This window comes from Microvirga brassicacearum, from assembly GCF_008757455.1.
Classification (GTDB): domain Bacteria; phylum Pseudomonadota; class Alphaproteobacteria; order Rhizobiales; family Beijerinckiaceae; genus Microvirga; species Microvirga brassicacearum.
Genome location: NZ_VCMV01000013.1, coordinates 587,477 through 602,718, shown reverse-complemented (window position 1 = coordinate 602,718; position 15,242 = coordinate 587,477). Strand labels below are relative to the sequence as shown.

General features: G+C 61.4%; 10 protein-coding genes. 6 read left to right on the top strand and 4 right to left on the bottom strand.

Translation table 11 applies throughout. From position 1 onward, the window contains the following. The first annotated feature begins 21 nt into the window (after positions 1 to 21). The 5 genes from FEZ63_RS10420 (at position 22) to FEZ63_RS10400 (ending at position 6,443) form a co-directional block, all read left to right on the top strand. The gene (locus FEZ63_RS10420; protein WP_150943983.1) at positions 22 to 993 is read left to right on the top strand and encodes an ABC transporter permease; all 972 of its coding nucleotides are present in this window, start codon (positions 22 to 24) and stop codon (positions 991 to 993) included. Beyond that, entirely contained in the window at positions 990 to 1,901 is a 912-nt protein-coding gene (locus FEZ63_RS10415) for an ABC transporter permease (RefSeq protein ID WP_150943981.1), read from the top strand. Before FEZ63_RS10420 ends, FEZ63_RS10415 begins: the two co-directional genes overlap by 4 nt. Further along, the gene (locus FEZ63_RS10410) at positions 1,898 to 3,628 is read left to right on the top strand and encodes a dipeptide ABC transporter ATP-binding protein (RefSeq protein ID WP_150943979.1); all 1,731 of its coding nucleotides are present in this window, start codon (positions 1,898 to 1,900) and stop codon (positions 3,626 to 3,628) included. Before FEZ63_RS10415 ends, FEZ63_RS10410 begins: the two co-directional genes overlap by 4 nt. Positions 3,629 to 3,666: 38 nt before the next feature. After that, complete coding sequence (locus tag FEZ63_RS10405; protein WP_150943977.1) at positions 3,667 to 5,121, top strand: amidohydrolase family protein; 1,455 nt, start codon at positions 3,667 to 3,669, stop codon at positions 5,119 to 5,121. Between the two features lie 86 nt (positions 5,122 to 5,207). Continuing rightward, positions 5,208 to 6,443, top strand: coding sequence for an MFS transporter (locus FEZ63_RS10400; protein WP_150943975.1), 1,236 nt, complete (start codon positions 5,208 to 5,210; stop codon positions 6,441 to 6,443). A 30-nt stretch (positions 6,444 to 6,473) separates the two neighbouring features. Here FEZ63_RS10400 and FEZ63_RS10395 read toward each other — a convergent pair whose 3' ends face one another. Next, entirely contained in the window at positions 6,474 to 7,202 is a 729-nt protein-coding gene (locus FEZ63_RS10395; protein WP_150943973.1) for a class I SAM-dependent methyltransferase, read from the bottom strand. 80 nt (positions 7,203 to 7,282) lie between these two features. Continuing rightward, positions 7,283 to 9,100, bottom strand: a complete 1,818-nt coding sequence (locus FEZ63_RS10390) for an ABC transporter ATP-binding protein (protein WP_150943971.1) — start codon at positions 9,098 to 9,100, stop codon at positions 7,283 to 7,285. Between the two features lie 656 nt (positions 9,101 to 9,756). On the opposite strand from FEZ63_RS10390, the gene FEZ63_RS10385 reads away from it, so the two are divergent. Further along, complete coding sequence (locus tag FEZ63_RS10385; protein ID WP_150943969.1) at positions 9,757 to 11,571, top strand: SLC13 family permease; 1,815 nt, start codon at positions 9,757 to 9,759, stop codon at positions 11,569 to 11,571. Positions 11,572 to 11,937: 366 nt separating this feature from the next. Here FEZ63_RS10385 and FEZ63_RS10380 read toward each other — a convergent pair whose 3' ends face one another. Next, a complete protein-coding gene (locus FEZ63_RS10380; protein ID WP_150943968.1) occupies positions 11,938 to 13,140 on the bottom strand; it encodes a M20/M25/M40 family metallo-hydrolase in 1,203 nt (400 codons plus the stop codon). A gap of 66 nt (positions 13,141 to 13,206) precedes the next feature. Then, the gene (locus FEZ63_RS10375; RefSeq protein WP_150943967.1) at positions 13,207 to 14,757 is read right to left on the bottom strand and encodes an AbgT family transporter; all 1,551 of its coding nucleotides are present in this window, start codon (positions 14,755 to 14,757) and stop codon (positions 13,207 to 13,209) included. Between the last annotated feature and the right edge of the window lie 485 nt (positions 14,758 to 15,242).

The window sequence follows — 15,242 nt, the reverse complement described above, 5'->3', positions numbered from 1 at the left end:
TGCGGGCCGCGGGTGAAAACCATGTTTAAAGTCATTCTCTCCCGCATCGGCCAAGCAGCGCTCGTGATGCTGGTCGTCTCGGCGGTGTCGTTCGTGATGTTCCGCTATGTGGGCGACCCTGTCGCCAGCATGTCGCGTGAGAATGCGCCGATCGAGGAAAAACAGGCGCTGCGCCGCTCACTCGGGCTCGATCAGTCGTTCGTTGTCCAATATGGCGGTTTCCTCAAGCGCACCCTCTCGGGTGATCTCGGCATCAGCTATCGCAATCAGCGTCCGGTGACGGAGCTGATCGCCGAACGCCTGCCGGCCACCATGGAATTGGTGATCGTCGCGACTTTCCTGTCGCTGGCGCTTGGCATTCCGCTGGGTGTGCTGTGTGCGCTGAGGCCAAGCGGTGCTGCGGCGCGCCTTGTGCAGGCCGTGTCCCTCATCGGCATTTCGACGCCAACCTTCGTCACCGGGATCGTGCTGATCCTGGTTTTTGCCGTCACTCTTGGCTGGCTGCCCTCGTTCGGGCGGGGTCAGGTGGTGGAGATCGGCTGGTGGTCGACCGGGTTTCTGACCTGGAGCGGCCTTAAATCTCTCATCCTGCCCGGCATTACGCTGGCTCTGTACCAGCTGACGCTGATCATGCGGCTGGTGCGCTCCGAGATGATCGACGTGCTGTCGACCGACTATATCCGCTTCGCCAAGGCGCGCGGATTACCGATGCGCTACATCCATTTCCGTCTGGCTTTGCGCAATGCACTGATGCCTGTCATCACTGTCACGGGATTGCAGATCGGCTCGCTGATCGCCTTCGCGATCGTCACCGAAACCGTGTTCCAGTGGCCTGGGATGGGATTGCTCTTCATCCAGGCTGTAAGCTTCGCCGACATTCCCGTCATGGCGGCCTACCTTCTGTTCGTCGGTCTGCTCTTCGTCATCATCAACACGATCGTCGACATCCTCTACGCTGTCGTCGATCCGCGGCTGCGCGCGAGGTCCGCATGAACACGCTCGCTTCTCCAAACCTGATCATGCGCATCGGCGCTCCGATTTCCGTGATGCTGGCGGCTTTGCTGGCGCTCGTCATCGTCGGCTGCGCCCTGCTCGCGGGCTGGCTGGCGCCTTATGATCCAACCGATCTTTCCACCTTCGAGCTGATCAATGCGGAGATTCCGCCGGCCTTCACAGCAGATGGCGACAGTCGGTTCCTTCTCGGCACCGACAATCAGGGGCGCGATCTTCTGTCCGCCATGATGTACGGCGCCCGCGTGTCGATCGCCATCGGCGGCGGCGCCGTGCTGCTGGCGGCCTCCATCGGCGTCTTCTTGGGTCTCATCGCCGGCTATTTCGGCGGCCGGATCGACGCGCTGATCATGCGCATCGGCGACGTGATCCTGAGCTTCCCGACGATCCTGCTGGCGCTGCTCGTCAGCGGAATCGCCCGCGCGCTGTTTCCGCAGGCCGGCACGGCCGAGTGGGCGCCCCTCATCCTCATCTGCGCCATCGCGATCCACGAATGGGTGCAATATGCGCGCACCGTCCGTGCCGCCACCATGGTGGAAACCGCGAAGGATTATGTGAAGGCCGTCAAGGTGATCGGCCTCCCCGGCCGCCGCATCATGCTGCGGCATATCTTGCCCAACGTCATGGGCCCGGTACTGGTGATCGCCACGATCAATCTAGCCGCCGCGGTTCTGACCGAGGCCACCTTGTCGTTTCTCGGCGTCGGCATGCCGCCGACCTATCCGTCGCTCGGAACGCTGATCCGCATCGGCAACGAATTCGTCTTCTCCGGGATTTGGTGGATCGCGCTCTTCCCGGCCCTCACGCTCGTGCTGCTTGTTCTCGCGGTAAACGTCGTCGGCGATTGGCTGCGCGACCGCTTCAATCCCAAATTGCGGGTGAAACGATGAGCAATCGACAGCCGCCCGTTCTCGAAATCGACAACCTCCGGGTCGAATACCCGCTCGCCAACGGCGGCCTCTTCACGGCCGTCGAGAACGCGTCGCTTATCATCCAACCCGGTGAAATTCACGCGCTCGTCGGCGAATCCGGAGCCGGCAAGACCACTATCGGCAATGCCGTCATGGGGCTTCTGGAAAAGCCTGGCCGCATCGCCTCCGGTTCGATCCATATCGGCGGCAAGCTACTCGACCCAACGAGCGGATCAGCCGATGGCGTCGTCCTCGGCCGTGACGTGGGCGCTGTCTTCCAGGATCCGATGACGAGCCTCAATCCGCTCTTCACGGTCGAGAGCCAGCTCACCGAAACATTGCGGACCCATCTCAAGATGGACAGGGCTGCCTCTCGCGTCCGCGCGCTCGAACTGATGAAGGCCGTGGGCATCCCCGAGCCGGAGCGCCGTCTCAAGGCCTATCCGCATCAATTGTCCGGCGGACAGCGGCAGCGCGTGGTCATCGCGGCGGCCCTGTCATGCGATCCCACCCTGGTGGTGGCCGACGAGCCCACCACTGCGCTCGACGTTTCGGTTCAGGCGCAGATCCTCAAGCTCCTGCGCGATCTCGCCGATAACCGCCGGATTGGCATTCTCCTCGTCACCCACAACATGGGCGTGGTGGCGCAGATCGCCGACCGCGTCACCATCATGCATCGCGGCAAGGTCGTCGAGAGCGGCCCGACCGCGGAAGTGCTGCGTCATCCCAAGGCCGAATATGCGAAAGCGCTCATCGGCGCCGTGCCGCGCATCGACATGCGGCTCGACCGCTTTCCGGTCGTTGGCGAAGAGGCCAAGGGTCGCGCGGCCGATGCGCGCGAAGCCATCCGCGCCAAGGCGTTTCGCGCCGACGCGACAATCGACGGATCCGAAATCCTGTCGGTCGAGAATCTCTGCGTCGATTATGTGACCAGCGGTCTGATCCCGGGATCGAAGGGCCACCGCTTCCGTGCGGTCGACAATGTGAGCTTCAAGGTGCGCAGCGGAGAGGTTTTCGGCCTTGTAGGCGAGTCGGGCTGCGGCAAGACCACCATCGCCAACGTGGTCGCCGGACTCGTCAAGCCGACGTCGGGCCGCGTTCTGTATCAGGGCAAGCCTGTCGCCGGCGAGGGTGGAATCCGCCGCGTCGGGCCGCTGCGGCAGGCGATCCAGATGATTTTTCAGGACCCCTATTCATCGCTCAACAGCCGCATCCGCATCGGTTCGATCCTTGCCGAGCCGATCCTGTTCTATCGTCTCGCCCCTAGCCGCGCCGAGGCCGAGAGCGACGTGGCGCAGCTCATCGAGGCCGTGGGGCTCGATGCGGATTCGGCCGGCCGCTACGCGCACGCATTTTCGGGCGGCCAACGACAACGCCTGTCGATTGCGCGTGCGCTCGGCGCCAGGCCCCGTCTTATCGTCTGCGACGAGCCGACCTCGTCCCTCGACGTCTCGGTGCAGGCGCAGATTCTCAACCTGTTGAAGGACTTGCGCGACGCGACCGGCCTGACCCTCCTTCTCATCAGCCACGACCTCGCGGTGGTGCGCCAGATGTGCGACCGCATCGCCGTGATGAAGTCTGGCAAGCTTGTCGAGGAAGCGGCGGCCGAGGCTCTTTTTCAATCGCCGCAGCATCCCTATACGCAGGAGTTGCTGTCGCTCGTGCCCACGCTCGACCGCATTCGAGGCGAGACAGAGGTCGCGTAAACCACCCGAAAAATGCCCGAACGACTGGAGAATCCTGAATGGCCGACATCATCATCACCAACGGCATCGTCGTCACGATGGATGAAGACCGCCGGGTCATCGAAAACGGCGCTGTCGCTATCACGAACGACCGAATCGTCGCCGTCGGCACCACAGCCGAAGTCACGGCTGCCCACCAGGCCGTGACTGTGATCGACGCCAGGAACAAGATCGTCATGCCGGGCCTGATCGATGGTCACGCCCATGCGGGCCATGGCCTGATCAAGACCATGGGCGGCGGCGACAGCGATCAGTGGTACGACGCCTGTCACGCCGCCTACACGGTTGCGTCGACGCCGGACTTCTGGCGCGCGGAAGCCCGCCTTGCGGCGCTCGAGCGCCTGCGCTTCGGCGTCACTACCGGTGTGTCGCTGCTTGGTGGCGGCGACACCATCCTGCGCACAGACGATCCGATCTACGGCGATGCCCATTGCGAAGGCGTTCGCGAAGTCGGCACCCGCTCAGTTGTCGCCATCGGGCCGACCCGTCCGCCCCACCCGCGCACCTATGCGCGGATCGAGAACGGCAAGGCCACCGAATACCCGGTCGATTTCGACCGTCAATACGACACATGCGTGAAGCTGATCGACACTTGGCACGGCAGCCACGGCGGACGCCTCAACATCGCGCTGATCACCCCGACGTTACGCCCGGAGCATATCGACACCCTCGGCGCCGACAATCTCGCGAAGGCACGGGATCAGGCGGTAAAGGTTGCGGGGCTTGCCCGCGAACGCGGCCTCGTCTTCACGCAGGACGGTCACAACAAAGGCAGCGTCGCCTACGCGCAGGAGCTCGGAATTCTCGGCCCGAACGCGCTGCTCTCCCATTCGACCGATCTGACGGCGGAGGAGATCCGTATCGTCGCCGATACCGGAACCAGCATCGCGCATAATCCGAGCGCGATCGCGTCCATCCTCGGCCGCTGCCCGGTGCCGGAGCTTCTCGATGCTGGGGCGAATGTCTGCATCGGCTCTGACGCCACCGCGCCGGATCGATCGGGCGACATGTTCCGCCACATGCAGCAATGCATGCATTACCATCGCACGTTCTTTAAGGATCCGACCTGGTTGCCACCGGGCCGTGTCTTGGAGATGTGCACCATCGACGCCGCCAAGGCACTTGGAATGCAAGAGGACATCGGCTCGCTCGAAGTCGGCAAGAAGGCCGACGTCGTTCTGGTGGACATGCGCCGCCCGCACCTTTATCCGCTCAACATGCCGGTCTCGCGGCTGATCTATTTCGCCAACGGCAACGACGTCCACACGGTCATCGTCGATGGCCGCATCGCGCTGCAAAACCGTGAGGCTCTGTTCGTCGACGAGGACGAGGTCCTTGACGATGCGCAGCGCGAGACCGAGGCCATGCTCGATCGCACAGGCTTCCGACACATGCTCGATACGCCGAAAATGTTCTGGAAGCACACACGGGCGACGGATCAAATCGAGCACTAGTTCGACGATCCGGCGGGCCGCGGCACGCGCCCGTCAGTTCCCTTCCCCGATCCCATCTCGGGCTCACTGTCCGGGAGAGCCGGCTCATGGCCGGTCGAGTATTCGACATGCAGCAGGAACGACCTGTTCCGAGATCAACCGCATCGCCGATTCTGCAGCTTGCAGGATTTGTCGGGCTATGCCTGCTGGTCGCAGCGTTCAATCTGCGACCAGCTCTGACGAGCCTCGCGACGGTGTTGTCTGAGATTCAGGGCACCCTTCGGATCAACAGCTTCTGGGCGGGCATTCTCACCACGATTCCGGTCCTGTGTTTCGGCGTGTTCGGCCCGCTCGCGCCGCTGTTGTCGGCGCGGTTCGGGATCGAGAAGGCGATCTTCGCCATGTTCGTGCTCCTGACTGCGGCGTTGGGTCTGCGCATCATCGATTCCCGGCTTGCGCTCCTTGTCAGTACGCTTGCGGGAGGCGCGGCGATCGGGGTGGTCGGCGTGCTGCTGCCAGTCATCATCCGGCGCGACTTCTCCCATCGACTAGGCTTGATGACGGGCCTCTATACCATGGTGTTGAGCGTGGGCGGCGCCGTCGCTGCCGGCTTTACGCCAATTCTTGAACGCTCTGTCGGCTCGTGGAACGTTGCCCTTGCGGCGTGGTGCCTGCCGGCGGTGGCGGCGGCGATCCTTTGGGGCATGTTCGCCGCCCGAGGCGACACCGCGCACAAGGCTGGTCGCCTGCCCCGCTTCTCGATGCTGTTCGGCGACAAGACCGCCTGGTACGTTACCGGATTCATGGGCCTGCAGGCCGCACTCGCATTTATCGTCCTCGGTTGGCTGCCGACATTGCTGCGAGATCGCGGTATTGATGTGATCAATGCGGGAATGATTACGTCGTTGTCCATCGTGGCGCAGACTGTCACGGCGCTGTTGACGCCCGTTCTCGCAACGAGGCGCCTTTCTGCCGGAAAGCTTGTGCTGGCGGTCCTCGCTGCTGCCCTTGCCGGCTTCATGGGCCTGCTTTACGGACCCGTTGCGACGACGCCATTCTGGGGTCTTGTGCTTGGCCTCGGACAGGGCGGGATGTTCGGCCTCGCGCTCCTGTTCATCTCACTCCGCTCGCCCACCTCGGAGGCGGCCGCCATGCTGTCTGGCATGGCCCAAAGCATCGGCTACCTTGGCGCGGCGCTAGGGCCGCTTGCGGTTTCTCTCTTGCGAGATGTTGGAGCGAGCACTCTCGGAACGGCCTGGCTCTTCGCCGCAATCACTATCGCGGGACTCTGGTGTGGTCTTCAGGCTGCCAGGCCCGGATCGGTCCGGACTCGCGAAGCGTGAGGTCGTGTGATTTCTCGATAACGAACCGGACTACCGCTGGGCAGCGATCAATAGGATCATCGGCCTTTCCAACTCCTCGGCCAGATCCAGGTTTGCGGCAATTTGCTCAGAAGTTGGTTTCCATTCCTGAACGTGGCGGATCGTGAAACCTGTCTCGATCAGGGTGTTCAACGTCGTGCCCATGGTTCGATGCTGCTTGATCACCCCTTTGGCCAGCCAATCCGTCGTGCGCGGACCCTCTACGGAATAGCGGTTGACTGGCCACGTCTTGCAGCCTTCGTTGTCGATCGACCAACCGGGGTTCATCGGAGCCATGTAAATCGGATGCTCGATGGTGAAAATGAAACGCGAGCCAGGAATAAGGGCCCGGTACACCGTCTTCACGAGCCTATCGAGATTTTCGATGTAGTGAATTGCAAGAGAACTATAGACGAAATCGAGCGACGCCTCCGGCAACTCAAAGTGTTCCAAGTCGGCGATCGCATAGTCTATGGCAGGATCCGTGGTATCTGCCTTGGCTCGAGCGATCATGTTCTCGGATACGTCCAGTCCGAGAACGTGCGCAGCACTGTTCTCTCGCGCCCACCTGCAGAACCAGCCGAAGCCACATCCGAGATCCACAATCCTCAGGTCTGCGAGATCCGGAATGAGGGCACGGATGGCAGGCCATTCAGCAGCGCCGTCGAGCCCGTGCACAGAGCGGCCCAGCTGACTGTACCCGGCAAAGAACTCCGGCTTGTCATACATATTTTGCGTCATTTTGTTCTCCATCGAGACTGGTGACAGACGCGCCAGATCAATAATCCCGGCGGCGGATCGTGTTCGTGACGAGCGGTCGGTCACGCTTTACTGAGCTTTGATCTGGCATTCGGCTGCCGCTTGAATTCCAGTCCTTGATGGTCGCACAAACGTCGGTACAAGCCGTCGAGCCGATAAAGGCTTGCATGATTGCCCTGTTCCACGATCCGACCCGCATCGAACACCAGAATACGGTCGAGGGCGCGCACCGTGGACAAGCGGTGCGCGATTACAATCGACGTGCGCCCATTCATCAGGCGTTCCATCGCCTCTTGAATCAGTGTTTCCGATTCCGAATCGAGCGCGGCGGTCGCCTCGTCGAGAATGAGGATCGGTGCATCGGCCAGAAAGGCGCGGGCAATGGCAACGCGTTGACGTTCGCCCCCTGAGAGTTTCACCCCGCGCTCGCCGACAAGAGTCGCATAGCCTTTCGGGAGACGTGTAATGAATTCGTGCGCGTGGGCGAGCTTGGCTGCGCGTTCGATATCCGCGGTTGACGCACCAGGACGCGCATAGGCGATGTTTTCCGCGAGGGTGCGATGAAACAGGATAGGTTCCTGCTGCACGATCGCAATCTGTGCGCGCAACGATGATTGCCGGGCGTCGGCTATATTTCTCCCGTCGATGAGAATGCGCCCGCTCGTCACGTCGTGCAGGCGCTGAATCAGTTTGACGAGCGTGGTTTTACCCGAGCCGGACGGTCCGACCAATCCCACGCGCTCGCCTGCACGGATCGTCAACGACAAATCCCGATAAAGCGCCGTCGCGTGGCCGGAATAGTGAAACGTCACACGGTCGAAGACGATCATTCCCGCCTGAATGATCATGGGCGAAGCGCCGATGCGATCTTCGACGGTGGATGCCTCACGATGAATCGCGATCAATTCCTCCATGTCGTTGACGGAGCGGCGCAGATTGTTGACGTGCATTCCGACGTCCCGCAGATAACCGTGGATCACGAAATAGGTCGTCAACACATAGGTGAGGTCCCCCGGCGTCGCGCGGTCGTTCCACCACAGCCACAACGCCGTGCCGATGATCGAGGCGCGGATGAGGACAAGGGCGATCAGCTGCAGCGTGCCGCTGTTGGTGGCCCGTTGCCAGATCCTTGCGGTACGGCTCTGCCATTTGCCCAATACGTAGGACAGACGCAGATCCTCTCGCTCCTCCGCGCCAAAGGCTTTCACCACGGCGTTGCAGCTCAGGGCGTCGGCTAGTGTGCCGCCGACTTTCGTGTCCCAGGTGTTGGCAAGTCGGGCTGCCGGCGCGACATAGAGCGTCGATAAGAGCACCGTCATGAGGATGTAAGCCGCGCTGCCGATTGCAACCACGGTGCCCATGACCGGCCAATGCATGCCGAGCAGCACCATCGAGCCGCCGAGCACGATCAATGACGGCAAAAGCGCGAGCAGGATCGTGTCGTGGAGCAAATCGAGCGCCCACATGCCACGCGTGATCTTCCGCACGGTGGAACCCGCGAAGCTGTTGGCGTGCCAATCCGCAGAAAACCGCTGGACTCGCGCGAACGCATTGCGCGCCACCTCCGACATCACCCGTAGCGACAGTTCCACAATGCCCACAAAGGCAATATGCCGGAAGACAACCATCGCGAGACCGAGCCCTGTCATGCCCGCGAAAGCGATCAATGCGGCATCTAAAGCCGCGTCGCGGTCCCCGGTGGCGGCCGCGATCGCGTCGACGAGCCGGCCGGCGAAGAGCGGCATGAAGACGTCGGCGAGGGTCGAGATCATGATCGTGGCGACGATGAGCGCGACATAGCGGGGGTGTCCGCGCCAGTGCTGAAAGACGAACGCTAACGTTTCACGGGTCGTATCCCCGTTTTTGGACTTGCGGACCATCGTATGAATAGGCCGCCCGCGGCAGCCTCTCCCGAACAGAGGCGCAGCGTTCGGCGACGTGAAATCAAGCCGAAGGCAGCGCTCAAATGTCTGATTGTGATAAAAGGGAATTGAGAAAGCGGAGAGCCCGGCGGGCCCCGCGGCTGCCCGACCTAACGTCTGGACATGCAGGGAGGCGCGGTCAGCAAGCGTTCAAATGCCATGCAATCCTCCCTCGTTCGAATGAAATCCGACGAACACATAGCCAATTACGCCGGATTTGGCAATCGCAGATGTCATATCGTTGAATTGCAACGCGTGAATCGTCACGGGCCGCGAGGCTTCCAATGCCTTTGCTCAATCCAAAAGCCGCCTCGGCCGTGAGCAGCCGTTGATTGATTGCGAGGTCTGCGAAGCCGTCGCACAGCGGAGGCGGCCAAGTACGCGGCGGAAACCGGGCTTGATCGCGACTTGACCGCGGCGGAGCGTTGGCAGGCGGATGTCTCGCGACGCGCGGAACAGCTTGACCTTGAGCCTTGCAGCGGCGACCTTGGGTCTGGCCCGATACTGCCGGCTGGCCAAGGCACGACGCTTCATGACCCTTGGTTCGACGACGATGGGCAACTGTTTCGAGGCATGCCAGTTGTTGGCCCGTTTCACGCCGAGGAGATATCGCCTTGAGCGACATTACAATCACGGCAATCATCATCATTGGCGCGGTCGTTCTTTTTGTCTGGAACCGCCTTCCCGTCGTTGTCGTGGCGATGGCGACGGCCCTTGCTCTCTACGCCACCGACGTTCTATCGCTTGATGACGCTCTGAGCGGCCTCGGCGATCCGGCCGTTATTTTCATCGCCACCCTGTTCGTCGTCAGCGCGGGCCTTGAAGCCACGGGTGTCACGACCTGGGCCGGGCAACTTCTCATCGCCAAGGCGGGGATGGACAGCCGCACCCGGCTGCTCGTCCTGACGATGCTGCTGGTCTCCTTCCTGACGGCCCTCATCAGCGTGAACGGTGCCGTGGCGGCTTTGCTGCCGGTGGTCGTTGTGATGGCGGTTCGCCTGAAGCGTGCGCCGTCCCAACTCCTGATGCCTCTCGTCTTCTCGGCTCATGCAGGGTCGATGCTTGCCTTGACGGGCACACCCGTCAATGTGCTCGTCTCCAATGCGGCACTCGAAGCCGGTTTGGGCCGGTTCGGGTTCTTCGAGTTCACCCTCGTTGGCGTCCCTCTGCTGATCGGCACCATGGTGATCATCATCGTTTTTGGAGAGCGCCTTCTGCCGCATCGCGGCGGCCCTACGATCCCCTCCGACTTCAGCAAGCATGCACAAACGCTCGTCGAGCAGTATGGCCTCAGCAGTGGAATGTTCCAGATGCGGGTGCGCGGCAGCTCATCCCTAATCGGCAACTCGCCCGCGTCGCTCGACCTCAGCGAGTTCGCCAACCTTCAGTTCGTGAGCATTCAAGCGGGCGATGAAGGAGGCCCGCTCCGCCGGCCCGCCATCGCCGAGGGCGATTACATCATCCTGCGCGGCGATGCAGATTCGGCCGCAGCGTTCGCGGCGGGGAAGCACTTGGCGTTCCGGCAGGAGAGCATCACCGCAGATCTCCAGGAAACGCTTTTCAACCGGGAATCCGGCCTTGCCGAAGTCATCATACCGCCGCGCTCCGGCATGATCGGCGCGTCCGTATTTCCCGGCATGATTACGGAGAGTGGTGATCTGATCATCATGGCGGTGCAGCGCCAGGGCGCGGACATTGGTCCGGACAGGGTCATGCTGCAGGCGGGCGATACGTTGCTGCTGCAGGGGACGTGGAAGGCACTCGACTTGCACCTGAACGATCCTGACGTCCTCGTCGTCAACTCGCCTGATCTCGTGCGTCGGCAAGCTATCCCCCTGGGCGCGGGTGCAAAGCAGGCGATCGCGATTCTGGTCATCATGGTCATCCTGCTGGCCACGGGCCTGGTGCCGCCGGCTATCGTGGGAATTCTGGCGGCCGGCGCCATGATATTGGCGGGTGTGTTGACCGTCGATCAGTCGTTTCGCGCCATCCACTGGACGACGGTCATACTGGTAGGTGCGATGATGCCGCTCTCGACAGCGATGGATCAGACCGGCGCGGCCGGCGTGATGGCCGAAACGCTGGTCGCGTTGGTGGGGGATGCGGGTCCATATGCCCTGTTGGCCGGCTTGTTCCTCTTGACCGCCATTCTCGGGCAGTTGATCAGCAACACGGCGACTGCACTGATCGTGATCCCGATCGCCGTCGCTGCAGCCAACAGCATCGGCGTTTCTCCGAGACCGGTTCTCATGAGCGTCGCCGTGGCTGCGGCAGCCGCTTTTCTGACGCCGATTGCCACCCCCACGAACCTGATGGTGATGGCGCCTGGAGGCTACAAGTTCGGAGATTATTGGAAGCTTGGGCTCCCGCTTTTGCTCTGGTTCTTTGTCATCGCGACGTTTTATGTTCCTTTGATCTGGCGCTTTTAATGGGGTGCAGGCGGTCAGGGCTAAGAACGCTCTGATGCGGTGAAAGTGAACGAGGCCGGTAAGAATTCGAGCCGCCGCGATGCTTCATCTCAACTTAACGAGACCGGACAAGCACGCGACAGCCGGGAGGCTCAAAGCCCACCCGACAATGAACTGGAAATAAAAACAGTTTAGCGCCCGATGGCCGAGCGGCTTACGGTTCATGCAGGGTCACCGCCTTGGGCTCGTCGCATCCTGGTGGACCGCTCACAACCCGTTCAATCTGCTGTTCTTCGTGCCACGTCAGCGCCATCGCTCCTCCAGTGCAGAGGCGGCGACACCGCTACAGGATCCTCGGCATACGAGGGATCGGATGCGTCGCGTACGTCAATTGTCCAGCGTGGCCAAGGTGATTGCGAGCATGCAACCCTGCCGAAATTCCGACAGTTCGACATATTCATTCACAGTATGAATTTCATGCTGTCCGGCACCGATCGTCACCGTCGGGACGCCGTGCTTGTCGAGCCAGTTGGCGTCCAATCCACCATTCGAGAATAGAAAAGTCGGCTGCAGCCCAAGCCGCTTGACCGCCTCGGCTGCACGCGCGGCCGCCGGGCTGGTCTCGTCGAGCTTGAAGGGCGGGTAGGCGGCGGAGTGTTCGAACCTGACCTCCGCGGTCACTCCGCCAGCGTCCTTTATTTCGCCCTGCGCCTTGGCAAACGCGTCTTTGTAGCCATCCGCAATTTTGGCAGCAAAGGCCGCTTCCGGACTGCGAGCCTCGCCTTTGACGTAGACGTAGTCGGTGACGACATTCGTCGCATCGCCGGCAGGCTGGCCATCCCTGCCGCCGAAGATGCCGACATTGCTGGTACCGTTGCCATCCGGCTTGACGACCTTGCCGAACCAGCCCGCGCGGTGTGCATCGGTGATGGCGACCGCTGCCACCAAGGTTGCGGAGATGCCCTTTTCGGGGGCGACTCCGGCATGCGCCGCCTTGCCTTTGATTTCGACTTCCCAATTCTCCTGGCCCACGGCCCCGATGAGCAACTCGGAGGGCAATTTGCCGTCCACGTTGAAGCACATCGTAGCCCCGCCGAGGTCCGCAGGCTTGAGTTCGCGGGCGCCGTGTAGACCGCTCTCCTCACGCACCGTGAACAGCAGCGTGATCGGCGGATGTAGCAGCTTCTGCTTCAGAAGCGTCTCCACGAGCGTGACAAGAACAGCGCAGCCAGTTCGGTTGTCCCCGCCAAGAGCGGTTGATCCATCGGAGACGATGCGGTCACCCTCGCGTTTTGGCTTTGCTCCGGCGCATAACGGAACCGTATCGAGGTGCGTCGCGAATAGAAGCCGCGGTCCTGGTCGGGTCCCGGGCAGATCGACAATCAGGTTTCCCGTTTCCGTCGGCACCGGGATGCGCGTGTTGGCATCGTCGAAGCGGATCGCCGATGCCGGCACTCCGAGCGCCTGCAGGTCCGCCGAAACCGCAGCAGCAATATTCGCCTCATGACCCGTAACGCCCTCGATCGCGAGATACCGCATCAGCCGATCCTCGGCCGCTTTCGCATCGAGAGGGATATTGGTTTCGCTCATGATCTCATCCCTTAGGCTTCACGTCACGAAAGTCGGCGCGCCGCCACGTCGACCGCCAACGCGCACTCAGAGTCCCCACGGCAATCCGAGCCACTGCCAGATGGCGAAGAGAACCGTCCAAAGGACGAACATCCACATGACATATGGCAGCATGAGCGACACGATGGTGCCGACGCCGGCATTCTTGTCGTATTTCTGCGCAAATCCGACAACGAGCGCGAAATAGGCGTTCAGCGGCGTGACCGCATTCATCGGCGAGTCGCCAACGCGATAGGCCGCGAGAACCGCTTCGGGCTCCACGCCCAGCTTGATCAGGAGCGGCACGAAGATCGGCGCGAAGATGGCCCATTTGGCGATGGCGCCGGTGAGCAGCAGATCGATGATCGCGACGACGACGATGAAGCCGATCAGCAACGGCAGGGCTCCGATATTCGCCGATTGCAAGACCTCCGCCAGTTTCAACGCCATGACCGTTCCCATGTTCGTGTAGGTGAAATAGGAAACGAACTGACTCAGCACGAAGAACAGGAAAATCGTGCCGCCGAGACCGGTGATGGCTTTCTCGATCGCCTTGATGACGTCGGTGAGCGTCCTGACTGTGTTGGCGCCGATCCCGTACATCCATCCGGTGACAAGGAACGTCAGCATGATGAGCGCGATGAGGCCATTCATGAAGGGCGAGTTGCCGATGAGCTCACCGGTGTCCGGGTTCCGAAGAGGCGCCCCGGCCGGCACCGTCAAGAAGCCAAAGACGATCACAAGACCGATCAGTCCCATGAGGGCAAATCTCAAACCGCGGCTTTCCGCGGCCGAGAGTTCTCCGCTTTCAGCTGGTTTGGCGAGACCGGCATGCTGGTCCGGCTCGTAAGTCCCCAAGCGCGGCGAGATGATGCGATCCGTGATGAAGGCGATGACCACCGTCAGGAACAGGACCGACGCGATGGAGAACCAGATGTTGGAAGCCAGACCGATCGACTTGTTCGGATCCACCAGATGGATCGCGTCGTTGGTGAACTCGACAAGGACGGCATCAAGCGGCTTGATCAGCATGTTGACCGTGAAGGCGCCGGCGACGGCGGCAAAACCGAGTGCCAATCCTGCAAGGGGATGACGTCCCACGCTGATATACGCAATGCCGGCCAGCGGAATCAAAACGAGATATCCCGCGTCGGCCGCAATGCTCGAGAGGATGCCGACGAACGACAGGATATAGGTCAATGCCCAGGCTGGCGACACCATGACCAACTTGCGGATCAGCGCGTTGACGAGCCCCGATTCCTCGGCGACGCCCGCGCCGATCATGGCCCCGATCATCAGACCGACGGCGGTGAAATTCATGAAGTTCGGAATTAGCGAACTGTACATGAAGCGGATGCCATCGACGTTGAGCAAACTTCGCAGCTCGGTCGTGACTTGTTCGATCTCGTGGGTTTCGGCGTTGATTCTCTCAAGCGTCACCGCCGTACCCATCAGGCTCAGAAGGTGCGACAGGACGATGACGATGGCGATGAGGATCAGGAAGATCACGACTGGGTGCGGGACCATATTCCCGACCCTCTCGACGACGTCGAGAAACTTCTGCATCACAGTCTTCGGTTCAACGGCTGTTTGGCTCATCGCATCACCTTCACTGCGCACGTCTTCACCGGCACCAAATGCACGCCACTAGAATTAGCCGTCAGGTCGTTGGCACCAACCTACAAGCGCGGCACAAATGCGCAAGTCCACAATGAATAGAGAGCCGTCCAATCCGCGCGAAAAATGCTTTGAATCTCAATGTACGCCAAGTGGTCCAGTAAAATTGACTAGCCCCGTGCACTTCGTCTTGTGAGATATATTGTTACGCAACCCGCAACAAAAAAATCATCTCACGCCTTTCTTGGCCAGACGCTATACCTGGCCAAATCCAAGTGATCCATACGCAGCCACGCGATTTCTGGTCCATCGGAGCGTGTTGATTATTATCTTCATGATCTCAACGACTTGACGTCAGAGGCATCGTCCATCTTGGTTCGCGCGGCAGCTCCCTCTTTCAGAGGCAGGCTTATTGTCTCGGGTGCAGGCCAAGCCGTGACGGCTCGCCATGCGCAGTATTGAACGCG

Excerpts from the sequence above, each read along its gene's own strand:
- FEZ63_RS10420 (WP_150943983.1), top strand. The coding sequence starts at position 22 with ATGTTTAAAGTCATTCTCTCCCGCATCGGCCAAGCAGCGCTCGTGATG.
- FEZ63_RS10415 (WP_150943981.1), top strand. The coding sequence starts at position 990 with ATGAACACGCTCGCTTCTCCAAACCTGATCATGCGCATCGGCGCTCCG.
- FEZ63_RS10410 (WP_150943979.1), top strand. The coding sequence starts at position 1,898 with ATGAGCAATCGACAGCCGCCCGTTCTCGAAATCGACAACCTCCGGGTC.
- FEZ63_RS10405 (WP_150943977.1), top strand. The coding sequence starts at position 3,667 with ATGGCCGACATCATCATCACCAACGGCATCGTCGTCACGATGGATGAA.
- FEZ63_RS10400 (WP_150943975.1), top strand. The coding sequence starts at position 5,208 with ATGGCCGGTCGAGTATTCGACATGCAGCAGGAACGACCTGTTCCGAGA.
- FEZ63_RS10395 (WP_150943973.1), bottom strand. The coding sequence starts at position 7,202 with ATGACGCAAAATATGTATGACAAGCCGGAGTTCTTTGCCGGGTACAGT.
- FEZ63_RS10390 (WP_150943971.1), bottom strand. The coding sequence starts at position 9,100 with ATGGTCCGCAAGTCCAAAAACGGGGATACGACCCGTGAAACGTTAGCG.
- FEZ63_RS10380 (WP_150943968.1), bottom strand. The coding sequence starts at position 13,140 with ATGAGCGAAACCAATATCCCTCTCGATGCGAAAGCGGCCGAGGATCGG.
- FEZ63_RS10375 (WP_150943967.1), bottom strand. The coding sequence starts at position 14,757 with ATGAGCCAAACAGCCGTTGAACCGAAGACTGTGATGCAGAAGTTTCTC.